Source organism: Pseudomonas sp. SORGH_AS_0211 (assembly GCF_031453455.1).
Classification (GTDB): domain Bacteria; phylum Pseudomonadota; class Gammaproteobacteria; order Pseudomonadales; family Pseudomonadaceae; genus Chryseomonas; species Chryseomonas aestiva.
On sequence record NZ_JAVIZV010000001.1, the window covers coordinates 438,943 to 460,753 of the forward strand.

The following is a 21,811-nucleotide window of genomic DNA, read 5'->3' on the forward strand; positions in this document are numbered from 1 at the left end:
TGCGCCGATTGTCGCAGGAGTCCCCATGAGTACCGAAGCTACCGAACTCAACAGATTGTACTGGCACAGCCGTCGCGGCATGCTGGAACTGGATGTATTGCTGGTGCCTTTCGTCAAGGAGGTCTATTCCTCCCTGGGCGCGGAAGACCAGGCCCGCTATCGCAAGCTGCTCGAGTGCGAGGACCAGGACATGTTCCACTGGTTCATGCAGCGCGGCGAACCGGAAGACACCGATCTGCAGCTCATCGTGCGCATGATTCTGGACCGTGTCCAGCCGGCTTGAGCCCTTCGAATGCCACTGGAGCGCCTCTGCCGGCCTCCTGCGGCTGCACGCCCTGGCCGCCTTCGCCGCGGGGATCTGCCCTTGGCTGGCGGCCATTCCCTGGACGCTCAAGCCGCTCCTGACGCTGCTGGTACTCTGGTCCTGGCAGCGCGTGCGCCAGCGCCAGCTCCAGCAGCGCTACCCTGGCGTGCCACGGCGGCTGCGGCACGGCGCCGAGGGTTGGCAGCTCTGGTCGCCAGCGACCGGTTGGCAGGCTATCCAGGTGCGCCCGGACAGCCTGGCCCTGCCGCGGCTGGTGGTGCTGCGCTATCGGGGGCCGGACGAAAGACGCACCCGCAGTCTCTGCATCGCCCGCGACAGCCTCGCCGCGGACGCTCATCGCCGCCTGAGAGTCAGGCTTCGCTTCGCGCCGCGCCGGTTCGCGGCACCAGAATAGTGTCCCGGGCCGTGCTGGCGAGTTGCGGATAGTCCAGGGTGAAGTGCAGGCCGCGACTCTCCTGGCGGGCGAGGGCGCTCTCGATGATCAGCTCCGCCACCTGCGCCAGGTTGCGCAATTCGATCAGGTCGCGACTGACTCTATAGTTGCTGTAGAACTCGTCGATCTCGTCCATCAGCAGCCGAATGCGATGGCGGGCGCGCACCAGTCGCTTGGTGGTGCGCACGATGCCGACATAGTCCCACATGAAACGCCGCAATTCGTCCCAGTTGTGCGCGATCACCACGTCCTCGTCCGAGTCCGTCACCTGGCTGGCATCCCAATCGGGCAGGTCGCGCGGCATGCCGATCTCGGCCTCTTGCGCCTGGATGTCCAGCGCCGCCGAGCGCGCGTAGACGAAGCACTCCAGCAGCGAATTGCTGGCCATGCGATTGGCGCCATGCAGCCCGGTACAGCTGGTTTCGCCAATGGCGTAGAGGCCGGCGAGATCCGAGCGTCCGTGCTCATCGACGCGCACCCCGCCACAGGTGTAGTGCGCGGCCGGTACCACGGGTATCGGATCGCGGGTGATGTCGATGCCCAGTTCCAGGCAGCGGCGATAGACCGTGGGAAAGTGCTCCTGCACGAAGTCCGCCGGCTTGTGGCTGATGTCGAGGAAGACACAGTCGATGCCCAGGCGCTTCATCTCGTGGTCGATGGCCCGCGCCACCACGTCGCGCGGAGCCAGGTCGGCGCGGGGGTCGAAGCGCGGCATGAAGCGTTCGCCATCGGGCAGGCGCAATACGGCACCCTCGCCACGCAGGGCCTCGGTGATCAGGAAGCTCCGCGCATGGGGGTGATAGAGGCAGGTGGGATGGAACTGGTTGAATTCCAGATTGGCCACCGAGCAGCCGGCGCGCCAGGCCATGGCGATGCCGTCACCGCTGGCGCTGTCCTGGTTGGTGCTATAGAGGTAGGCCTTGCTGGCCCCGCCGGTGGCCAGCACCGTGAAGCGCGCGTGCAGGGTATCCACCTGGTCGCTGGTGCGGTCGAGCACATAGGCGCCCAGGCAGCGAGCGCCCGGCCGGCCGAGTTTTTCCGTGGTGATCAGATCCACCGCCACGCGCTGGCTGAGCAGCTGGATATTGGGACGGCCTTCCGCGGTGCGCAGCAGGGTGTCGAAAATCGCCATGCCGGTGGCATCGGCGGCGTGAATGATGCGTCTGTGGCTGTGGCCGCCTTCCCGGGTCAGGTGAAAGCCCAGGCCGCCCTTGGCGGCGTCCTGCTCGCGGGTGAAGGGCACGCCCTGGTCGATCAGCCACTGCATGGCCTCGCGGCTGTGCTCGACGGTGAAACGCACGGCGGCTTCGTCACACAGCCCGGCGCCCGCGACTAGGGTATCCTGCACGTGCGCCTCGACGGTATCGCCCTCGTCCAGCACGGCGGCGACACCCCCCTGCGCCCAGTAGGTCGAGCCATGCGCCAACTCGCCCTTGCTCAGCACCGCGATCGACAGCGTCGCGGGCAGATTGAGCGCGAGCGTCAGGCCCGCGGCGCCACTGCCGATTACCAGGACATCGAATTCCAGATGACGCGCCATGACGTTTCCTTCTCACCGAGACGGCGAGTATAGGAACAAGGCGGCTGACGGCATAGCCGTTGGCAGGAAGCGGGCAGGGAACTCGCGGGCGCAAAGCAGGGTCTATGTACAGATAATCGCTCATCCGTGCGGCCGGAGTGCCTGGACGAGAATGGGCCATCTGCCAAAGCTAAATCAGTAATACCCAGGAGCGATCAGCAGCCATTTCAGTGCTCGCTCATCAACTGCTGTGGAGGGGAGAACTTTCGTGCAACAGCCCAGTCTAGCAGCGCGCGTCGATAGTGAAAGCAAGGACGATACCGAGCTGCAAGCCAAGGATAGCAAGCAAGCCCTGCCCACTCAGGAGCAGGATCAACAACTGGTCGAGCGCGTACAGCGCGGCGACAAGCGTGCCTTTGACCTGCTGGTGCTCAAGTATCAGCACAAGATTCTCGGTCTGATCGTGCGTTTCGTCCACGATACCCAGGAAGCCCAGGACGTCGCTCAGGAGGCTTTTATCAAAGCCTATCGCGCCCTCGGGAACTTCCGTGGCGATAGTGCTTTCTACACCTGGCTCTATCGCATCGCCATCAACACGGCAAAGAACCATCTGGTTGCCCGGGGTCGTCGTCCACCGGACAGCGACGTTAGTGCCGAAGATGCGGAATTTTATGAAGGCGACCATGCTCTAAAGGATATCGAGTCCCCGGAGCGGTCCCTTTTGCGGGATGAGATCGAGGCCACCGTGCATCGGACCATCCAGCAACTCCCGGAAGATCTGCGCACCGCGCTGACCTTGCGTGAGTTCGAAGGCCTCAGCTACGAGGACATTGCCAATGTAATGCAATGTCCGGTGGGAACGGTCCGGTCCCGGATTTTCCGGGCTCGGGAAGCGATAGACAAAGCATTGCAGCCCCTGCTGCGTGATGCATAGACAGCGGCGACAGCTTTTAGAGAGGTAATACGTATGAGTCGTGAAGCCCTGCTGGAATCCCTGTCCGCTGTTATGGATAACGAAGCGGACGAATTCGAAACCCGGCGCGTCATCGCCGAGGTCAGCAAGGATCCGGAACTGCGCGCCACCTGGTCGCGCTACGCCATGGTCAGCGCCGTGATTCGCGGTGAGCCCATGCTGCCGAATCTGGATATCGCCAAGGGTGTCACCACCACGCTGGAGCGTGATGAGGTCGCCACAGCGCCGGCAGCGGCACCTGTTGCCGCTCAGGCGAGCAAGGGTCGCTGGTCGAGCCTGGGTCGTGTCGCGGTCGCCGCGTCCGTGACCTTCGTCGTCCTGGCGGGCGTGCGGATGTACAACCAGTCCGACGTCTCCACCCAGGGTCTGGCCCAGCAGGCCCCGAGCCAGCTGACCGTGCCGCAACCCGCGCGTAGCCCGGCCGTGCTGGCCAGCTTCAGCGAAGAAAGCACCAAGGCCAATGCCCAGGTCAAGGCTGATCAGCCTGCAGCAGGTGAAAAGCAGGACGCTCCTGCCCAGCGCTGATCCGCTGGCTTCACCTCGAAACGGCGCCCGGAGTCCAGCTCCAGGCGCCGTTTTTTTGCCCTGGAGATTTTCGACCAGGTCGCAAAAAAGCTTCGAAAGCTATCGTTCAGCAAGGGCATGGTATTTCTGCTGCCAGTCGTCACTGACAGTGCCTCCGATCCGGGAAAGGCAGGTCGCCAGCGATGTGTTCAAGTCATTGGATAGAGTGGAGCTGCATGCGCATGCGCAATCTAAAGCATTACACGGCGGCCCTGATGGGGCTCTGGCTGATGGGGCTGACGGCCATGGCTCGGGCCGATCTGCCGGATTTCACCGGTCTGGTCGAGGCGGCGTCGCCCGCCGTCGTCAACATCAGTACCCGTCAGAAAATTCCCGAAGGTCGGGGCGCCGGCGCCATGACCATGCCGGACCTGGAAGGTCTGCCGCCGGGCATCCGTGAATTCTTCGAGCGCAGCATTCCGCAGATGCCGCGCAGTCCCCGGGGCAAGCAGGAGCAGGCCCAGTCGCTGGGTTCCGGTTTCATCATCTCGCCCGATGGCTACATTCTGACCAACAACCATGTAGTCGCCGATGCCGACGAGATCCTGGTACGCCTTTCCGATCGCAGCGATCACACCGCCAAGCTGATCGGCGCAGATCCCCGCACCGACGTCGCCCTGCTGAAGATCGACGCCAAGGACCTGCCTACCCTCAAGCTGGGCAACTCCGACCAGCTCAAGGTCGGTGAGTGGGTGCTGGCCATCGGCTCGCCCTTCGGCTTCGATCATTCGGTCACCGCCGGTATCGTCAGCGCCAAGGGCCGCAGCCTGCCCAATGAAAGCTACGTGCCCTTCATCCAGACCGACGTAGCCATCAACCCGGGCAACTCCGGCGGCCCGCTGTTCAACCTCAAGGGTGAAGTGGTCGGGATCAACTCGCAGATCTTCACCCGCTCCGGTGGCTTCATGGGGCTGTCCTTCGCCATCCCCATCGACGTCGCCATGAACGTGGCCAATCAGCTGAAGACCGAAGGCAAGGTCAGCCGTGGCTGGCTCGGCGTGGTCATCCAGGAAGTGGACAAGGATCTCGCCGAATCCTTCGGTCTGGATCGCCCTGCGGGTGCCCTGGTCGCCCAGACCCTGGACGACGGTCCCGCGGCCAAGAGCGGCATCAAGGTGGGTGACGTCATCCTCTCGGTCAATGGCCAGAAGATTGAGGAATCCGCCGACCTGCCGCACCTGATCGGCAACCTCAAGCCGGGGGCCAAGGCCGACATGGAGATCATCCGCGAGGGCAAGCGGCAGACAAGAACCTGAGCGTCACCGTGGGCGATATGCCCAAGGATGACCAGGCCGCTTCCGGTGGCGAGCGTGGCTCCGACCGGGCCAGCAATCGCCTGGGCATCGCCGTGGCCAACCTGACCCCCGAGCAGAAGAAGACCCTGGATATCCAGGGCGGCGTGGTCATCAACAAGCTCAGTGGCGACGGTCCTGCCGCGGCCATCGGCCTGCGTCCGGGCGATGTCATCACCCACCTGAACAACCAGCCGATCGAATCGGCCCCGGCCTTCGAGAAGATCACCTCGGCGCTGCCGGCGGGTCGCTCCATCTCGATGCGCGTAGTGCGCGAAGGTCGCGCCAGCTTCATCACCTTCAAGCTGCCGGGCAAGTAACGGCAAGGCAGTCGAGCAGGGGCGGGCGACCGCCCCTTCTTTTTGTCCGCTCGAACGGCGCGAGTCCCCTTGTTTGCCGCATTCAGGTAAACTCCCCCGCTATTTTCCCGGCGGATGTTCCGCCGCTGGCTATTCGAGTGCTGATTCGTGAGTGATCTGAGCCATATCCGCAATTTCTCCATCATCGCCCACATCGATCACGGCAAGTCGACGCTTGCGGATCGGTTCATCCAGATGTGTGGTGGTTTGAGCGACCGAGAAATGGAGGCCCAGGTCCTGGATTCCATGGATCTCGAGCGTGAGCGCGGCATCACCATCAAGGCCCACAGCGTTACGCTGTACTACAAGGCCGAAGATGGTAAGACCTACCAGCTCAACTTCATCGATACCCCTGGCCACGTCGACTTCACCTATGAAGTCAGCCGCTCGCTGGCCGCCTGCGAAGGCGCGCTGCTGGTGGTGGACGCGGGGCAGGGGGTGGAAGCCCAGTCGGTCGCCAACTGCTACACCGCCATCGAGCAGGGCCTCGAGGTCATGCCGGTGCTGAACAAGATGGATCTGCCCCAGGCCGATCCGGACAAGGTCAAGGCCGAGATCGAGCACATCATCGGCATCGATGCCACCGACGCCGTGCCCTGCAGTGCCAAGAGCGGCATGGGTGTGCCGGAGGTGCTCGAACAGCTGGTCAAGGTCATTCCGCCGCCGGAAGGCGAGATCGACGCGCCGCTGCAGGCGCTGATCATCGACTCCTGGTTCGACAACTACCTGGGGGTCGTCTCGCTGGTACGCGTCAAGCACGGTCGGGTCAAGAAGGGCGACAAGATCCTGGTCAAGTCCACCGGCAAGGTGCACCAGGTCGACAGCGTCGGCGTCTTCTCGCCCAAGCACACCGAGATGCCTGATCTGAAGGCCGGTGAAGTGGGCTTCATCATCGCCGGTATCAAGGAAATCCTCGGTGCTCCGGTCGGTGACACCCTGACCCTCAGCGCCACCCCTGACGTGGCCATGCTGCCGGGCTTCCAGCGGGTCAAGCCGCAGGTCTACGCCGGTCTGTTCCCGGTCAGCTCCGACGACTTCGAGGACTTCCGCGAAGCGCTGCAGAAGCTCACCCTCAACGACGCGGCCCTGCAATACGAGCCGGAAAGCTCCGAGGCCCTCGGCTTCGGCTTCCGCATCGGCTTCCTCGGCATGCTGCACATGGAGATCATCCAGGAGCGCCTGGAGCGGGAATACGATCTCGACCTCATCACCACGGCGCCGACCGTGGTCTTCGAGGTGGTGCTCAAGGATGGCAGCACCATCTATGTCGACAACCCCTCGAAACTGCCGGACCTGGCCTCCGTCGCCGAGATGCGCGAGCCCATCGTCCGCGCCAACATCCTGGTACCCCAGGAGCACCTGGGTAACGTCATCACCCTGTGTATCGAAAAGCGTGGCGTCCAGCGCGACATGCAGTTCCTCAGCAGCCAGGTGCAGGTCAGCTACGATCTGCCGATGAACGAGGTAGTGCTGGACTTCTTCGACCGCCTGAAGTCGGTGAGCCGCGGCTATGCGTCGCTCGATTACAGTTTCGATCGCTTCGAGGCGGCCAGCCTGGTCAAGCTCGACGTCCTCATCAACGGCGAGAAGGTCGACGCCCTGGCTCTGATCGTCCATCGCGACAAGGCGCACTACAAGGGTCGCGCCCTGACCGAGAAGATGAAGGAGCTGATCCCGCGGCAGATGTTCGACGTGGCGATCCAGGCAGCCATTGGCGGTCAGATCGTCGCCCGTACCACCGTCAAGGCGCTGCGCAAGAACGTCCTGGCCAAGTGCTATGGCGGTGACGTCTCCCGTAAGCGCAAGCTGCTGGAAAAGCAGAAGGCGGGTAAGAAGCGCATGAAGCAGGTTGGTAGCGTAGAGATTCCTCAAGAGGCCTTCCTGGCCGTGCTCAAGGTGGATAGCTGAAGCCCATGTCCTGGAACTTCCCTCTGTTGCTGGTTCTCGCGGTCGCCGTCTGCGGCGCCCTGGCGCTCATCGATCTGCTGGTGCTCGCACCGCGTCGTCGCAAGGCGATCCAGACCTACGGGCAGCAGGTCAGCGAGCCTGATCCCGTGGTCCTGGAGCAGTTGAACAAGGAACCGGCGCTGGTCGAGTACGGGAAGTCCTTCTTTCCCGTCCTGGCCATCGTGCTGATCCTGAGATCTTTCCTGGTGGAGCCGTTCCAGATTCCTTCGGGCTCCATGAAGCCGACCCTGGAAGTGGGCGACTTCATCCTGGTGAACAAATTCGCCTACGGCATTCGCCTGCCGGTGATCGATCTCAAGGTCATCCCGATCGGTGATCCCCAGCGTGGCGACGTCATGGTGTTCCGCTATCCCAGCGATCCCAGCGTCAACTACATCAAGCGCGTGATCGGGGTGCCGGGCGATACCATCCGCTATACCAGCGACAAGCAGCTGTACATCAACGGCCAGCGCGTCAGCGAGGAGCTGGTGGGCGACGAGCCGGGCTCGCTGGGCAGCGTCAAGCTGTTCAAGGAACAACTGGGCAAGGCCGAACACCTGATCCGCGAAGAGATGACCCGCTACCGCATGGAGCCCGACCACGAGTGGAAGGTGCCGGCCGGTCACTACTTCATGATGGGTGACAACCGCGACAACTCCAACGACAGTCGCTACTGGGACGATCCCAACATTCCCCGTGACCTGCTGGGCATGGTTCCCGACCGCAACATCGTCGGCAAGGCCTTCGCCGTCTGGCTGAGCTGGCCGGAGCCCAAGCTGCAAAGCATGCCCACCCTGTCTCGCGTAGGTATCATCAGATGAATGAACGCAGAGTGCCCGGTCTCCCGTCGCGTCAGCAGGGGCTGTCGTTTCTCGGTGGTCTGCTCGGACTCTGCGTCATCGCCTTCCTGGCCAGCACGGCCATGAAACTCGTTCCGCATTACCTGGACTACAATGCTCTGACCAAGGTCATCGAATCCATCGGCGACAACCCCGATAACCAGATTCGCAGCGTGTCCGACGTCTACAGCTACGTGGGGAAGGGTATGCAGGTGAACGACATCCGTGATCTCGATCTGCAAAAGGCCATGCGCGTCGAAGCCGACGGCAACCACCTGCAGATCCACCTCGACTATGAAAAACGTGAACACCTGATCCGCAACATTGATCTGGTCGTTCGTTTCAATCGTGATTTCCGTATAAATCTCCCGTGACTTTATCTCTAGATCGCCTCGAGCGTCGGCTGGGTTATACCTTCCAGGACCCGGACCTGATGCTGCTCGCCCTCACGCACCGCAGCTTTGCCGGTCGCAACAACGAACGCCTGGAATTTCTCGGCGACGCCATCCTCAACTTCATCATCGGCGAAGCCCTCTACGACCACTTCCCCCAGGCCCGCGAAGGCCAGCTGTCCCGCTTGCGGGCCAAGCTGGTGAAAGGCGAGACCCTGGCGCTGCTGGCCCGCAGCTTCGAACTCGGTGACTACCTGCGCCTGGGCTCCGGTGAATTGAAGAGCGGCGGCTTTCGGCGCGAATCCATTCTCGCCGATGCCATGGAAGCCCTGATCGGCGGCATCTATCTGGATGCCGGCATGGACGCGGCGAAAGACCGGGTCATGGCCTGGCTGGGGCCGCAACTGCGCGAGCTCACGCCGGTGGATACCAACAAGGATCCCAAGACGCGGCTGCAGGAATTCCTCCAGGCGCGCGCCTGCGACCTGCCGCGCTACGAGGTGGTCGCCATCGAGGGAGAGCCCCATTGCCGGGTCTTCTTCGTCGAATGCGAGATCGCCATGCTCAATGAAAAGACGACGGGGCAGGGCGCCAGTCGCCGCATCGCCGAACAGATAGCGGCCTCGGCGGCCTTGATCGCCCTGGGCGTGGAGAATGGTCATGAATGATGAGCTGAAGGCATCGCGCTGCGGCTACGTAGCCATCGTGGGTCGCCCCAACGTCGGCAAGTCCACACTGCTCAACCATATCCTCGGGCAGAAACTGGCTATCACCTCGCGCAAGCCGCAGACCACCCGGCACAACATGCTCGGCATCAAGACCGAGGGTGAGGTCCAGACCATCTATGTGGATACCCCCGGTCTGCACAAGGAAAACCAGAAGGCGCTCAACCGCTTCATGAACAAGACGGCCGTCACCGCCCTGCGCGATGTGGACGTCGTGGTGTTCGTGGTCGACCGCACCCGCTGGACCGACGAAGACCAGATGGTGCTGGAGCGGGTGCGCTTCGTGAAGTGCCCGGTGCTGCTCGCCGTCAACAAGATGGATCGTCTGGAAGACAAGGCCGACATGCTGCCGCACCTGCAATGGCTGCAGGAGCAGTTGCCGGAAGCCGCGCTCATTCCGATCTCCGCCCAGCACGGCCACAATCTCGACGCCCTCGAGGAGCTGGTTGCCGAGCGCCTGCCGGAAGGCGACCACTTCTTCCCCGAGGACCAGATCACCGACAGATCCAGCCGCTTCCTTGCGGCCGAACTGATCCGGGAAAAGATCATGCGTCAGCTGGGAGCGGAATTGCCCTATCAGGTCGCGGTCGAGATCGAGGAATTCAAGTACGACAACGGCGTGCTGCACATCCATGGCCTGATTCTGGTCGAGCGTGATGGCCAGAAGAAGATCCTCATCGGCCAGGCCGGCGAGCGCATCAAGCGGATCGGCCAGGAAGCCCGCCACGACATGGAAACCCTGTTCGACGCCAAGGTCATGCTCAATCTCTGGGTCAAGGTCAAAGGCGGCTGGTCCGATGACGAGCGTGCCCTGCGCTCTCTGGGTTATTCCGACCTCTAGCGATGCAGGCGTCCGAGCCGCTGTTCGTCCTGCATTCGCGTCCTTACCGGGAAAGCAGTGCGCTGGTGGATGTGTTCGGCGCCTTTGGCCGGGTCCGTACCGTATTGCGCGCGGCCCGCTCCCGCTCCGGAAGTCTGGCCAGACCCTTCATTCCGCTCGAGGCTCAGCTCAGCGGGCGAGGGGAGCTGAAGAATCTGCAGAAGGTGGCGGCCCTGGCGCCGCCCTTTCTGCTCCAGGGGCAGGCCCTTTTCAGTGGCTTCTATCTCAACGAGCTGCTGGTCCGGCTGCTACCCGCCGAAGATCCCTATCCCGCCCTCTTCGAACTCTATGGTCTGACCCTGACCGCCCTGGTCCAGGGTCGTCCGGTCGAACCCCTGTTGCGTACCTTCGAATGGCATCTGCTTGATCTGCTGGGCTACGGTTTTTCGCTGGCCCAGGCCCTGGATGGTCGGGCCATCGAGGCCCAGCGTCTCTATCGCTTCATTCCGGATCAGGGCTTCGAGCCCGTTGACGAGGTTCGCCCGGGCTGTCTGGCTGGCGCGGAAATCCTGGCACTGGATCGCGGCGAATGGGACGATCCCACGGTAGTCCGCGCTGCCAAGCGCCTGATGCGCCAGGCCCTGGCGCCGCACCTGGGCAGCAAACCCCTGATGAGTCGCGAATTGTTCGCCAAGCCAAGTGAATAAGCCATGAAAGAGTTCAGTCGTGTTCTGTTGGGCGTCAACATCGATCATGTCGCCACCCTGCGCCAGGCTCGGGGTACGAGATATCCCGATCCGGTCAAGGCGGCACTGGACGCCGAAGAGGCGGGAGCGGATGGCATCACCCTGCACCTGCGTGAGGACCGTCGCCATATCCAGGAGCGGGATGTCCGCCTGCTGCGTGACCTCCTGCAGACCCGCATGAATCTCGAAGTCGCCCTGACTCCCGAGATGCTGGCGTTCGCTCGGGAGATCCGGCCCGAGCACGTCTGCCTGGTACCGGAGCGCCGGGAAGAACTGACGACCGAAGGTGGCCTGGATGTCCTGGGGCAGGTCCAGCGCATCCGTGATGCCATTGCCGCGCTGCCCGCTTCGGAAGTGTCCCTCTTTATAGACCCTGATCTGCAGCAGATTCAGGCCGCCAAGGACAGCGACGCCCCGGTGATCGAATTGCACACTGGTCGTTATGCCGAGGCTGACACCCAGCAAGAGCAGACCCTTGAGCTGCAGCGCCTGACCACGGCCGTGGATTTCGCCACCGGCCTCGGGCTGGTGGTCAATGCCGGCCACGGCCTGAACTACCATAATGTCCAGCCGATCGCGGCCCTGCCAGGTATCAACGAGCTGAACATCGGCCATGCCATCGTGGCCCAGGCGGTTTTCGTCGGCTTCAAGCAGGCGGTCAGGGACATGGCCGAATTGATCCGCTGCAACTCGGTCGTAAAATAACTGTTGACCTGCTCTGAAACTCCCCTATAATGCGCCCCACTTCCGGCGCAGACGCTGAAGCGGCTTGAAAATCAAGCACTTAGATCTGAGCCGGGCGAGGGGTCCACGGATTCTTCGCCATTGGGTCTCCACCTCAAGGTGATGACGAAATGAAGCGGAGGGGGTTGACAGCGTCTTGGGATGCTGTAGGATTCGCCTCCCACTGCCGAGATTGGCTAGACCCGTCAGGCAGGCGCAAGTGGTTGAGTTGAAACGAAAAAGTTCAAATCAACGCTTGACAGGATGTGAGGCTGGCGTAGAATGCGCGCCTCGGTTGACGACACGGTCGCAACCAACTGCTCTTTAACAAGTTGAATCAAGCAATTCGTGTGGGTGCTTGTGAGATAAGTCTGATGTCGCAAGATTATCAGCAACACAAGTAACTCGTGAATTCATGAGTTTTTTGCGATTGCTGAGCCAAGTTTAGGGTTTTCTCAAAACCCGATCAGTCTACTTAACTGAAGAGTTTGATCATGGCTCAGATTGAACGCTGGCGGCAGGCCTAACACATGCAAGTCGAGCGGATGAGAGGAGCTTGCTCCTCGATTCAGCGGCGGACGGGTGAGTAATGCCTAGGAATCTGCCTAGTAGTGGGGGACAACGTTTCGAAAGGAACGCTAATACCGCATACGTCCTACGGGAGAAAGTGGGGGATCTTCGGACCTCACGCTATTAGATGAGCCTAGGTCGGATTAGCTAGTTGGTAGGGTAAAGGCCTACCAAGGCGACGATCCGTAACTGGTCTGAGAGGATGATCAGTCACACTGGAACTGAGACACGGTCCAGACTCCTACGGGAGGCAGCAGTGGGGAATATTGGACAATGGGCGAAAGCCTGATCCAGCCATGCCGCGTGTGTGAAGAAGGCCCTCGGGTCGTAAAGCACTTTAAGTTGGGAGGAAGGGCTTACAGCGAATACCTGTGAGTTTTGACGTTACCGACAGAATAAGCACCGGCTAACTTCGTGCCAGCAGCCGCGGTAATACGAAGGGTGCAAGCGTTAATCGGAATTACTGGGCGTAAAGCGCGCGTAGGTGGCTTGATAAGTTGGATGTGAAATCCCCGGGCTCAACCTGGGAACTGCATCCAAAACTGTCTAGCTAGAGTGTGGTAGAGGGTAGTGGAATTTCCAGTGTAGCGGTGAAATGCGTAGATATTGGAAGGAACACCAGTGGCGAAGGCGACTACCTGGACTAACACTGACACTGAGGTGCGAAAGCGTGGGGAGCAAACAGGATTAGATACCCTGGTAGTCCACGCCGTAAACGATGTCAACTAGCCGTTGGGATCCTTGAGATCTTAGTGGCGCAGCTAACGCATTAAGTTGACCGCCTGGGGAGTACGGCCGCAAGGTTAAAACTCAAATGAATTGACGGGGGCCCGCACAAGCGGTGGAGCATGTGGTTTAATTCGAAGCAACGCGAAGAACCTTACCTGGCCTTGACATGCTGAGAACTTTCCAGAGATGGATTGGTGCCTTCGGGAACTCAGACACAGGTGCTGCATGGCTGTCGTCAGCTCGTGTCGTGAGATGTTGGGTTAAGTCCCGTAACGAGCGCAACCCTTGTCCTTAGTTACCAGCACGTTATGGTGGGCACTCTAAGGAGACTGCCGGTGACAAACCGGAGGAAGGTGGGGATGACGTCAAGTCATCATGGCCCTTACGGCCAGGGCTACACACGTGCTACAATGGTCGGTACAAAGGGTTGCCAAGCCGCGAGGTGGAGCTAATCCCATAAAACCGATCGTAGTCCGGATCGCAGTCTGCAACTCGACTGCGTGAAGTCGGAATCGCTAGTAATCGTGAATCAGAACGTCACGGTGAATACGTTCCCGGGCCTTGTACACACCGCCCGTCACACCATGGGAGTGGGTTGCTCCAGAAGTAGCTAGTCTAACCTTCGGGAGGACGGTTACCACGGAGTGATTCATGACTGGGGTGAAGTCGTAACAAGGTAGCCGTAGGGGAACCTGCGGCTGGATCACCTCCTTAATCGAAGATGTCAGCTTGCTGGCAAGCACCCACACGAATTGCTTGATTCACTGATAGAAGAGCAATTGAGTTAGTTAGACTCAAGGTAAGACGATTGGGTCTGTAGCTCAGTTGGTTAGAGCGCACCCCTGATAAGGGTGAGGTCGGCAGTTCGAATCTGCCCAGACCCACCAATCGATGGGGCCATAGCTCAGCTGGGAGAGCGCCTGCCTTGCACGCAGGAGGTCAGGAGTTCGATCCTCCTTGGCTCCACCATTTCCACCTAACCGCTAACGCGATTGCTTGAAAAGCTCAGAAGTGAGCCTTTGACTTCTCCCTACCGAAAGGTAATGAGAAGGGCACAAAAGCTGACTTCTGGTCTTTGATCAGAACTGTTCTTTAAAAAATTGGGAAAGTGATAGAAGTAGACTGCATTAACTGTTTTCACTGGCAGTTAGTGTCGTCAAGGTAAAATCTTGCGAACTCAAGCGCAAGTTTTCGGCGAAATGTCGTCTTCACTCATTTAGCGCCCTGCAGATCGGTAGCGTCCTTGTGACGCCAGCGAGATTGCTTGGGGTTATATGGTCAAGTGAAGAAGCGCATACGGTGGATGCCTTGGCAGTCAGAGGCGATGAAAGACGTGATAGCCTGCGATAAGCTTCGGTGAGGTGGCAAATGACCTGTGACCCGGAGATCTCTGAATGGGGAAACCCACCTAGCATAAGCTAGGTATCTTAACCTGAATCCATAGGGTTAAGAGGCGAACCAGGGGAACTGAAACATCTAAGTACCCTGAGGAAAAGAAATCAACCGAGATTCCCTTAGTAGTGGCGAGCGAACGGGGACCAGCCCTTAAGTTGATTTGAGAGTAGCGGAACGCTTTGGAAAAGGCGGCCATAGTGGGTGATAGCCCTGTACGCGAAACGCTCTTATCAATGAAATCGAGTAGGACGGGGCACGAGAAACCCTGTCTGAATATGGGGGGACCATCCTCCAAGGCTAAATACTCCTGACTGACCGATAGTGAACCAGTACCGTGAGGGAAAGGCGAAAAGAACCCCGGAGAGGGGAGTGAAATAGAACCTGAAACCGTATGCGTACAAGCAGTGGGAGCCTACTTTGTTAGGTGACTGCGTACCTTTTGTATAATGGGTCAGCGACTTATTTTCAGTGGCGAGCTTAACCGAATAGGGGAGGCGTAGCGAAAGCGAGTCTTAATAGGGCGTTTAGTCGCTGGGAATAGACCCGAAACCGGGCGATCTATCCATGAGCAGGTTGAAGGTTAGGTAACACTGACTGGAGGACCGAACCCACTTCCGTTGAAAAGGCAGGGGATGACTTGTGGATCGGAGTGAAAGGCTAATCAAGCTCGGAGATAGCTGGTTCTCCTCGAAAGCTATTTAGGTAGCGCCTCATGTATCACTCTGGGGGGTAGAGCACTGTTTCGGCTAGGGGGTCATCCCGACTTACCAAACCGATGCAAACTCCGAATACCCAGAAGTGCCGAGCATGGGAGACACACGGCGGGTGCTAACGTCCGTCGTGAAAAGGGAAACAACCCAGACCGTCAGCTAAGGTCCCAAAGTCCTGGTTAAGTGGTAAACGATGTGGGAAGGCTTAGACAGCTAGGAGGTTGGCTTAGAAGCAGCCACCCTTTAAAGAAAGCGTAATAGCTCACTAGTCGAGTCGGCCTGCGCGGAAGATGTAACGGGGCTCAAACCAGGCACCGAAGCTACGGGTATCACCTTTGGTGATGCGGTAGAGGAGCGTTCTGTAAGCCTGTGAAGGTGAGTTGAGAAGCTTGCTGGAGGTATCAGAAGTGCGAATGCTGACATGAGTAACGACAATGCGAGTGAAAAACTCGCACGCCGAAAGACCAAGGGTTCCTGCGCAACGTTAATCGACGCAGGGTGAGTCGGTCCCTAAGGCGAGGCTGAAAGGCGTAGTCGATGGGAAACGGGTTAATATTCCCGTACTTCTAGTTACTGCGATGGGGGGACGGAGAAGGCTAGGCCAGCTTGGCGTTGGTTGTCCAAGTTTAAGGTGGTAGGCTGACTGTTTAGGTAAATCCGGACAGTTAAGGCCGAGAGCTGATGACGATCCTTCTTTTAGAAGGAGAAGTGGTTGATGCCATGCTTCCAGGAAAAGCCTCTAAGCTTCAGGTAACTAGGAACCGTACCCCAAACCGACACAGGTGGTCGGGTAGAGAATACCAAGGCGCTTGAGAGAACTCGGGTGAAGGAACTAGGCAAAATGGCACCGTAACTTCGGGAGAAGGTGCGCCGGTGAGGGTGAAGGGTTTACCCCGTAAGCTCATGCCGGTCGAAGATACCAGGCCGCTGCGACTGTTTATTAAAAACACAGCACTCTGCAAACACGAAAGTGGACGTATAGGGTGTGACGCCTGCCCGGTGCCGGAAGGTTAATTGATGGGGTTAGCGCAAGCGAAGCTCTTGATCGAAGCCCCGGTAAACGGCGGCCGTAACTATAACGGTCCTAAGGTAGCGAAATTCCTTGTCGGGTAAGTTCCGACCTGCACGAATGGCGTAACGATGGCGGCGCTGTCTCCACCCGAGACTCAGTGAAATTGAAATCGCTGTGAAGATGCAGTGTATCCGCGGCTAGACGGAAAGACCCCGTGAACCTTTACTGTAGCTTTGCACTGGACTTTGAGCTTGCTTGTGTAGGATAGGTGGGAGGCTTTGAAGCGTGGACGCCAGTCTGCGTGGAGCCATCCTTGAAATACCACCCTGGCAATCTTGAGGTTCTAACTCTGGTCCGTTATCCGGATCGAGGACAGTGTATGGTGGGCAGTTTGACTGGGGCGGTCTCCTCCTAAAGAGTAACGGAGGAGTACGAAGGTGCGCTCAGACCGGTCGGAAATCGGTCGTAGAGTATAAAGGCAAAAGCGCGCTTGACTGCGAGACAGACACGTCGAGCAGGTACGAAAGTAGGTCTTAGTGATCCGGTGGTTCTGTATGGAAGGGCCATCGCTCAACGGATAAAAGGTACTCCGGGGATAACAGGCTGATACCGCCCAAGAGTTCATATCGACGGCGGTGTTTGGCACCTCGATGTCGGCTCATCACATCCTGGGGCTGAAGCCGGTCCCAAGGGTATGGCTGTTCGCCATTTAAAGTGGTACGCGAGCTGGGTTTAGAACGTCGTGAGACAGTTCGGTCCCTATCTGCCGTGGACGTTTGAGATTTGAGAGGGGCTGCTCCTAGTACGAGAGGACCGGAGTGGACGAACCTCTGGTGTTCCGGTTGTCACGCCAGTGGCATTGCCGGGTAGCTACGTTCGGAAGAGATAACCGCTGAAAGCATCTAAGCGGGAAACTTGCCTCAAGATGAGATCTCACTGGAGCCTTGAGCTTCCTAAAGGGCCGTCGAAGACTACGACGTTGATAGGTCGGGTGTGTAAGCGCTGTGAGGCGTTGAGCTAACCGATACTAATTGCCCGTGAGGCTTGACCATATAACACCCAAACAATCTGACCGCGGTCAGAGCGTGAGGAAGACGACGCCGAAAACGGCGCGTGGGTTCGCAAGACCCAGGACGAGTTGTCTACTTCGATCACAGACCCAATTGGGCCAGCCAGGCATGCAGCATCGCCTGGTCAGCCAACCGAATTGCTTGACGAACATAGAGCATTGGAACCACCTGATCCCTTCCCGAACTCAGAAGTGAAACGATGCATCGCCGATGGTAGTGTGGGGTTTCCCCATGTGAGAGTAGGTCATCGTCAAGCGCCTAACACCCAGCACCCCCGCTCAGTTCACTCTGGCGGGGGTGTTGTCTTTGGGGCGGAAGAAAGTCGAACGGAGTCTGGGAATGCCGTTGCTGAAACTGCTGAGTGATGGAAAATTTCATTCCGGCGTCGAGCTTGGTGAGGCCCTGGGCGTCTCCAGAAGTGCCATCTGGAAGCGGCTGAAGACGCTGGAAGATGACCTGGGCGTCGAGGTGTTCAAGGTGCCGGGCCGGGGTTACCGCCTGGAAGAGCCCCTGTCGCTGCTCGATGCGGAGCGGATCGCCCGGGAGGGCGGCTGGCCGGTAACGGTCCTGGCTTCCATCGACTCCACCAATGCCGAAGCGCAGCGGCGTCTGCATCAGCAATTGCCTCCATTCGCCTTGCTGGCCGAGCATCAGCAGGCCGGTCGCGGCCGTCGTGGGCGCGCCTGGGTAAGTCCCTATGGCAAGAATCTCTATCTCACCGCCGTGGTGTCCAGCCAGGGCGGGATCCAGAAGTTGCAGGCCCTGAGCCTGACCATGGGCCTGGCGGTCATCAGGACGCTGCAACAGTTGGGCGTCGAGGATGCCTGCCTGAAGTGGCCCAACGACGTTCTGGTGCGTGGCCGCAAGCTGGCCGGCATCCTCATCGAGTTGTCGGGTGATCCGCAGGATGTCTGTCAGGCCATCATCGGCATCGGTATCAACGTCAACATGCGTCTGGCCGACAACATCGATCAGCCCTGGATCTCCATGGCCGAAGCCCTGGGCGGTCTGCAGGATCGCAACCAGGTTGCCAGCCTGCTGCTCCGCGAGATTGATAACCTGTGGCAGATTCATCGCCAGGTCGGATTCGCCGCCCTGCGTGGCGAGTGGGAGCGTTATCATGGCTGGCAAGGTCGAGCGGTAACCCTGTCTTCGGGGGTTCGCTGTATTCAGGGCACAGTGGCAGGAGTTGCCGAAGATGGGGCTATCCTCATGCATGTAGACGGTCGGACACAGGCCTTCAGCGGTGGCGAATTGAGCCTGAGCCTAGATCATGATTCTTGAACTCGATTGCGGTAACAGCCTGATCAAGTGGCGGCTGCTTGCCGCCGGCGCCGAAGTGGCCGCTACGGGCATCGTCGACAGCGACGATGCCCTGGTGGCTGCGTTGTCCCAGCCGGATACACCGCCACTGGCGGCTTGTCGCCTGGTCAGCGTGCGCAGCGACGAAGAGACCCAGCGGCTCAAGGAGCGGCTGACCGCTACCTTCGGTATTCCCTGTCACCAGGCCGTTCCGGTCGAGGCCTGGAATGGCGTGCGCAATGGCTATCGTGATCATCAGCGCCTGGGCATGGATCGCTGGCTGGTGATCCTGGCCGCGGTGCAACTGGCCGAGGGCAAGGCTTGCGTGGTCCTGGATCTGGGCACTGCGGTCACGGCCGATCTGGTCGATGCCCAGGGCGAGCACCAGGGAGGGTTCATCTGTCCGGGGATTCCGTTGATGCGTCGGGAACTGCAGACCCATACCCGGCGGATCCGCTACGATCCACATTGGGCCAGTGGTGAACGCTACGAGGCGCCGGGACGCACGACCAGCGAGGCCGTGGAGCGTGGGTGTCTGTACATGCTCAAGGGATTCGTCCGTACCCAGTACGAACTGGCTCAGGAGATGTTCGCCGAAGGTTGCGAGATCTTTCTGACCGGGGGTGACGCGGAACTGGTCAAACATGTCGTTCCGGGCGCGCGAATCGTGCCCGATATGGTGTTTGCTGGATTGGCTTTGGCGTGTCCGCTCGAGAACGAATGATGCGTTGGTTGTTTCTGCTATTGGTGGTACTGAACGTTTTCTACTACATATGGCACCAACAGCAGGTGCCGTTGCTGGGTAAGGAAATCGCCCCTCTGGCGCTGTACAAAGGCGAGCGTGAAAACATTCGCCTGTTGAACGAGACGGCATCTGGTGACGCTGCACGGCGTCAGTGACGGCGGTACCCTTCGATGAGGAGCGAAGATGCTGACGCTAGGTAATCTCTGCCTGTTACTGGGCGCAGTCGGCATTGGCCTGTGGTTCTGGCACGCCCACGGCATTCGCGAACGGGCGCTGGTGCTGGCCGAGCAGGAGTGTCGTCGCCGCAAGGTCATGCTGCTCGATGGCGCCGTGGCCTTTTCCCGCTTTCGCTGGCTGGCCGATGCCAAGGGGCGCAAGCGCCTGGCGCGGTTGTTCGCCTTCGAATTCACCGTGACGGGCGAAGAGCGGCTCGATGCCTCTCTGGCTCTGTTCGGCAAGACGCTGGCCAAGGTCGAGTTCGCGCCTTTCGTGGTGCCCGAGGTGGAACGCCCAACGGCGGATTCGGTGGTGGCTTCAGCGCCTGCCTATCAGGCCAAGCCCGAGCACGGCCAGGTGGTCTATCTGGATCAGTGGCGGCAGCGCCAGCGTACCGAGACCAGCAGGCGCCAAGAGCCGGAGTGATTTCCGGCGCTATCTCCTAATGCTTTTCCTTCCGTAGTCCCGTCGATCAGCTCCGGCTGGTCCGTTCTGGCTTTCCGCTTCTTTTCATGTGATCCCTGATGTTCAGCCCTCTCGTTACCTTTCCTGCGCTCTATTTCGCTACTCTCCTGATGTTGGCCGGCTCCGGCCTCTTCACCACCTATATCGGTCTGAGACTGACCGGCGAGGGCGCGGGGGACCTGTGGACCGGCGCCCTGATGGCGGCCTACTATTTCGGACTGGTCTGCGGTGGCAAGTTCGGCCATCGGCTGATCGCCAGTGTCGGCCATATCCGTTCCTATGTGGCCTGCGCGGGCGCAGCGACGGTCACCGTGCTGATCCACGCCCTGATCGATGACCTGAACGTCTGGATCGCGCTGAGATTTGTCATGGGCGTGGTGATGATGAACCAGTACATGGTGATCGAGAGCTGGCTCAACGAGCAGGCGGAAAATCACCAGCGCGGCAAGGTGTTCGCCGGCTACATGGTAGCGGTGGACCTGGGGCTGGTGATCGGCCAGGCGCTGCTGGCCTGGCATCCGCAACTCGACTACAAGCCGCTGCTGCTGGTCGCCATCTGCTTCGCCTCCTGCCTGATTCCCCTGGCCATGACCCGCCGGGTGCACCCGGCCAAGCTGGTGGCGGCGCCGCTGGAAATCCGTTTCTTCTGGCAGCGGGTACCCCAGTCGCTGGTGACCATCTTTACCGCGGGCCTGCTGGTAGGGGGCTTCTATGGCCTGGCGCCGGTATTCGCCAGTCGCAGTGGCCTGGATACGGCGCAGTCGAGCTTCTATGTCGGGCTGTGCATCGTCGCGGGTTTCTGCGCGCAGTGGCCGCTGGGCTGGCTGTCGGATCGTCTTGACCGCTGCAAGCTGATCCGTGCCAATGCGGTGCTGCTGTGCCTGGCGGCGGTGCCGCTGTGGGGGCTGATCAGCTTGCCCTATCCCTGGCTGCTGGCCGCGGGCTTCGTCTCGGGGATGCTGCTGTTCACCCTCTATCCGCTGGCCACGGCCTTTGCCAACGATCACGTCGAGCCCGAGCGGCGGGTGGAATTGTCGGCGATGCTGCTGACCACCTATGGCGTCGGTGCCTGCATCGGGCCACTGCTGGCCGGCGCGGCCATGGAGCATTTCGGCCCCGGCACCTTCTATGTACTGACCTCGGCCTATGCGCTGATCCTGATCGTCTTCGTGCAGCCCCGTTTCGTCAGTGGCGAGCACCGGTTGGACGCGGCACCGCTGCATCATGTGGCCATGCCGGATTCGGTGAGTCCGATGGCGGCGGCACTGGATCCGCGCATCGACGAGGTGCCGCAGGAGATGGTGGTGGAGGCCCCTGCCAGCATTGGGCCGGGTAGCGAGAAGATCCATTGAGCGAGCCCGGCGCGAGGCCGGGCAGGAAGGGGCAGGTAGGGCTCAGGCCTGACGGGTCTGGCCGGCCTTGATCAGGCGGTCGAGGGTCTGGGCCGAGCCATTTTCGGCCAGGGCGCCATTCTGCAGGTGATGCTGCTGGCGGTCGATCAGCCGACCCATGGGGCGCTGGCTGGATTCCTCGGCCACTGCATCGTCACCGAGACGCTGCTGCTGGTCTTCGATGACCTGACCCAGGGGGCGCAGGCTGGATTCCTCGGCGATCCGACGTTCCTGCAGCTGGCGTTGCTGCTGCTTGATGACCTCACCCAGCGGCCGCAGGCTGGATTCTTCGGCCAGGGTGCGTTGCTGCAGGCGCTGCTGCTGTTGCTTGATCAGCTGGCCCAGTGGGCGTTGGCCGGATTCCTCGGCGATCTGGGTGGCAGCGTTCGGGGTGAAGGCGAAGTCCTGGGCGAAGGTGTTCAGGGCCAGGGCGGTCAGGGCGAAACCGAAGGCGATACGCAGGTTCATGGTGGTGTCCTCTGGGGAAACTGTGCTGGAGTGCGTTCAGTATCCCGAGCAGGACCGCCCAGAAAAAATAGACTGGCCAGA

Annotated in this window: 18 protein-coding genes, 2 tRNA genes, 3 rRNA genes and 1 pseudogene; 22 read left to right on the forward strand and 2 right to left on the reverse strand. The window is 60.3% G+C overall.

Going from position 1 to position 21,811, the window contains the following annotated elements:
* Window positions 1–25: 25 nt before the first annotated feature.
* Window positions 26–283, forward strand: coding sequence for a succinate dehydrogenase assembly factor 2 (locus QE393_RS02005; RefSeq protein WP_183633393.1), 258 nt, complete (start codon window positions 26–28; stop codon window positions 281–283).
* Complete coding sequence (locus QE393_RS02010) at window positions 267–719, forward strand: protein YgfX (RefSeq protein ID WP_310041839.1); 453 nt, start codon at window positions 267–269, stop codon at window positions 717–719. The genes QE393_RS02005 and QE393_RS02010 overlap by 17 nt, the downstream gene beginning before the upstream one ends.
* Here the strand turns inward: QE393_RS02010 and nadB are convergent.
* Window positions 676–2,298, reverse strand: coding sequence for an L-aspartate oxidase (gene nadB / locus QE393_RS02015; RefSeq protein ID WP_310041841.1), 1,623 nt, complete (start codon window positions 2,296–2,298; stop codon window positions 676–678). The genes QE393_RS02010 and nadB overlap by 44 nt on opposite strands.
* A gap of 331 nt (window positions 2,299–2,629) precedes the next feature.
* Here nadB and rpoE point away from each other — a divergent pair, with 331 nt between their 5' ends.
* The 20 genes and pseudogenes from rpoE to QE393_RS02115 all read left to right on the forward strand — a co-directional run bounded on the left by rpoE (window position 2,630) and on the right by QE393_RS02115 (window position 21,223).
* The gene (rpoE, locus tag QE393_RS02020; RefSeq protein ID WP_026083736.1) at window positions 2,630–3,211 is read left to right on the forward strand and encodes an RNA polymerase sigma factor RpoE; all 582 of its coding nucleotides are present in this window, start codon (window positions 2,630–2,632) and stop codon (window positions 3,209–3,211) included.
* Between the two features lie 33 nt (window positions 3,212–3,244).
* A complete protein-coding gene (locus tag QE393_RS02025; protein ID WP_310041843.1) occupies window positions 3,245–3,775 on the forward strand; it encodes a sigma-E factor negative regulatory protein in 531 nt (176 codons plus the stop codon).
* Window positions 3,776–3,996: 221 nt separating this feature from the next.
* Window positions 3,997–5,426 (forward strand): annotated as a pseudogene (locus tag QE393_RS02030) (DegQ family serine endoprotease).
* A gap of 147 nt (window positions 5,427–5,573) precedes the next feature.
* Complete coding sequence (lepA, locus tag QE393_RS02035) at window positions 5,574–7,373, forward strand: translation elongation factor 4 (protein ID WP_187978494.1); 1,800 nt, start codon at window positions 5,574–5,576, stop codon at window positions 7,371–7,373.
* A gap of 5 nt (window positions 7,374–7,378) precedes the next feature.
* A complete protein-coding gene (gene lepB, locus QE393_RS02040) occupies window positions 7,379–8,233 on the forward strand; it encodes a signal peptidase I (RefSeq protein WP_133862950.1) in 855 nt (284 codons plus the stop codon).
* On the forward strand, window positions 8,230–8,625 hold the full coding sequence (locus QE393_RS02045) for a DUF4845 domain-containing protein (protein ID WP_133862949.1): 396 nt from the start codon (window positions 8,230–8,232) through the stop codon (window positions 8,623–8,625). The genes lepB and QE393_RS02045 overlap by 4 nt, the downstream gene beginning before the upstream one ends.
* The gene (gene rnc, locus QE393_RS02050; protein ID WP_133862948.1) at window positions 8,622–9,311 is read left to right on the forward strand and encodes a ribonuclease III; all 690 of its coding nucleotides are present in this window, start codon (window positions 8,622–8,624) and stop codon (window positions 9,309–9,311) included. The genes QE393_RS02045 and rnc overlap by 4 nt, the downstream gene beginning before the upstream one ends.
* Window positions 9,304–10,209 carry a GTPase Era gene (gene era / locus QE393_RS02055; RefSeq protein ID WP_133862947.1) on the forward strand — a complete coding sequence of 302 codons (906 nt, stop codon included), beginning with the start codon at window positions 9,304–9,306 and terminating at the stop codon, window positions 10,207–10,209. The genes rnc and era overlap by 8 nt, the downstream gene beginning before the upstream one ends.
* Window positions 10,210–10,211: 2 nt before the next feature.
* Window positions 10,212–10,895 carry a DNA repair protein RecO gene (gene recO, locus QE393_RS02060; RefSeq protein ID WP_310041847.1) on the forward strand — a complete coding sequence of 228 codons (684 nt, stop codon included), beginning with the start codon at window positions 10,212–10,214 and terminating at the stop codon, window positions 10,893–10,895.
* A gap of 3 nt (window positions 10,896–10,898) precedes the next feature.
* Window positions 10,899–11,639, forward strand: a complete 741-nt coding sequence (gene pdxJ / locus QE393_RS02065) for a pyridoxine 5'-phosphate synthase (protein WP_310041848.1) — start codon at window positions 10,899–10,901, stop codon at window positions 11,637–11,639.
* Between the two features lie 494 nt (window positions 11,640–12,133).
* Window positions 12,134–13,670 (forward strand): 16S ribosomal RNA (locus tag QE393_RS02070).
* Between the two features lie 96 nt (window positions 13,671–13,766).
* A tRNA-Ile gene (locus tag QE393_RS02075) sits at window positions 13,767–13,843 on the forward strand.
* A gap of 6 nt (window positions 13,844–13,849) precedes the next feature.
* A tRNA-Ala gene (locus QE393_RS02080) sits at window positions 13,850–13,925 on the forward strand.
* A 307-nt stretch (window positions 13,926–14,232) separates the two neighbouring features.
* Window positions 14,233–17,125 (forward strand): 23S ribosomal RNA (locus QE393_RS02085).
* A gap of 158 nt (window positions 17,126–17,283) precedes the next feature.
* A 5S ribosomal RNA gene (gene rrf, locus QE393_RS02090) occupies window positions 17,284–17,399 on the forward strand.
* Together the 16S, 23S and 5S rRNA genes with 2 tRNA genes alongside form the textbook arrangement of a ribosomal RNA operon.
* A gap of 83 nt (window positions 17,400–17,482) precedes the next feature.
* Window positions 17,483–18,427, forward strand: coding sequence for a bifunctional biotin--[acetyl-CoA-carboxylase] ligase/biotin operon repressor BirA (birA, locus tag QE393_RS02095; protein WP_310041849.1), 945 nt, complete (start codon window positions 17,483–17,485; stop codon window positions 18,425–18,427).
* A complete protein-coding gene (locus QE393_RS02100) occupies window positions 18,417–19,169 on the forward strand; it encodes a type III pantothenate kinase (protein WP_310041851.1) in 753 nt (250 codons plus the stop codon). Before birA ends, QE393_RS02100 begins: the two co-directional genes overlap by 11 nt.
* Window positions 19,166–19,345: a hypothetical protein gene (locus tag QE393_RS02105; RefSeq protein WP_037006863.1), complete on the forward strand. Its 180-nt coding sequence runs from the start codon at window positions 19,166–19,168 to the stop codon at window positions 19,343–19,345. The genes QE393_RS02100 and QE393_RS02105 overlap by 4 nt, the downstream gene beginning before the upstream one ends.
* Before the next feature lie 28 nt (window positions 19,346–19,373).
* Window positions 19,374–19,832: a DUF3301 domain-containing protein gene (locus QE393_RS02110; protein ID WP_273809658.1), complete on the forward strand. Its 459-nt coding sequence runs from the start codon at window positions 19,374–19,376 to the stop codon at window positions 19,830–19,832.
* A gap of 98 nt (window positions 19,833–19,930) precedes the next feature.
* A complete protein-coding gene (locus QE393_RS02115; RefSeq protein ID WP_273809659.1) occupies window positions 19,931–21,223 on the forward strand; it encodes an MFS transporter in 1,293 nt (430 codons plus the stop codon).
* Window positions 21,224–21,265: 42 nt separating this feature from the next.
* Here the strand turns inward: QE393_RS02115 and QE393_RS02120 are convergent, their stop codons facing one another.
* Complete coding sequence (locus QE393_RS02120; protein ID WP_310041853.1) at window positions 21,266–21,730, reverse strand: hypothetical protein; 465 nt, start codon at window positions 21,728–21,730, stop codon at window positions 21,266–21,268.
* Between the last annotated feature and the right edge of the window lie 81 nt (window positions 21,731–21,811).

Coding starts and splice junctions, on each gene's coding strand:
- recO (WP_310041847.1), top strand. CDS start 10,212: ATGCAGGCGTCCGAGCCGCTGTTCGTCCTGCATTCGCGTCCTTACCGG.
- nadB (WP_310041841.1), bottom strand. CDS start 2,298: ATGGCGCGTCATCTGGAATTCGATGTCCTGGTAATCGGCAGTGGCGCC.
- QE393_RS02105 (WP_037006863.1), top strand. CDS start 19,166: ATGATGCGTTGGTTGTTTCTGCTATTGGTGGTACTGAACGTTTTCTAC.
- QE393_RS02100 (WP_310041851.1), top strand. CDS start 18,417: ATGATTCTTGAACTCGATTGCGGTAACAGCCTGATCAAGTGGCGGCTG.
- QE393_RS02025 (WP_310041843.1), top strand. CDS start 3,245: ATGAGTCGTGAAGCCCTGCTGGAATCCCTGTCCGCTGTTATGGATAAC.
- era (WP_133862947.1), top strand. CDS start 9,304: ATGAATGATGAGCTGAAGGCATCGCGCTGCGGCTACGTAGCCATCGTG.
- QE393_RS02110 (WP_273809658.1), top strand. CDS start 19,374: ATGCTGACGCTAGGTAATCTCTGCCTGTTACTGGGCGCAGTCGGCATT.
- QE393_RS02115 (WP_273809659.1), top strand. CDS start 19,931: ATGTTCAGCCCTCTCGTTACCTTTCCTGCGCTCTATTTCGCTACTCTC.
- QE393_RS02045 (WP_133862949.1), top strand. CDS start 8,230: ATGAATGAACGCAGAGTGCCCGGTCTCCCGTCGCGTCAGCAGGGGCTG.
- QE393_RS02120 (WP_310041853.1), bottom strand. CDS start 21,730: ATGAACCTGCGTATCGCCTTCGGTTTCGCCCTGACCGCCCTGGCCCTG.
- QE393_RS02005 (WP_183633393.1), top strand. CDS start 26: ATGAGTACCGAAGCTACCGAACTCAACAGATTGTACTGGCACAGCCGT.
- pdxJ (WP_310041848.1), top strand. CDS start 10,899: ATGAAAGAGTTCAGTCGTGTTCTGTTGGGCGTCAACATCGATCATGTC.
- birA (WP_310041849.1), top strand. CDS start 17,483: ATGCCGTTGCTGAAACTGCTGAGTGATGGAAAATTTCATTCCGGCGTC.
- lepB (WP_133862950.1), top strand. CDS start 7,379: ATGTCCTGGAACTTCCCTCTGTTGCTGGTTCTCGCGGTCGCCGTCTGC.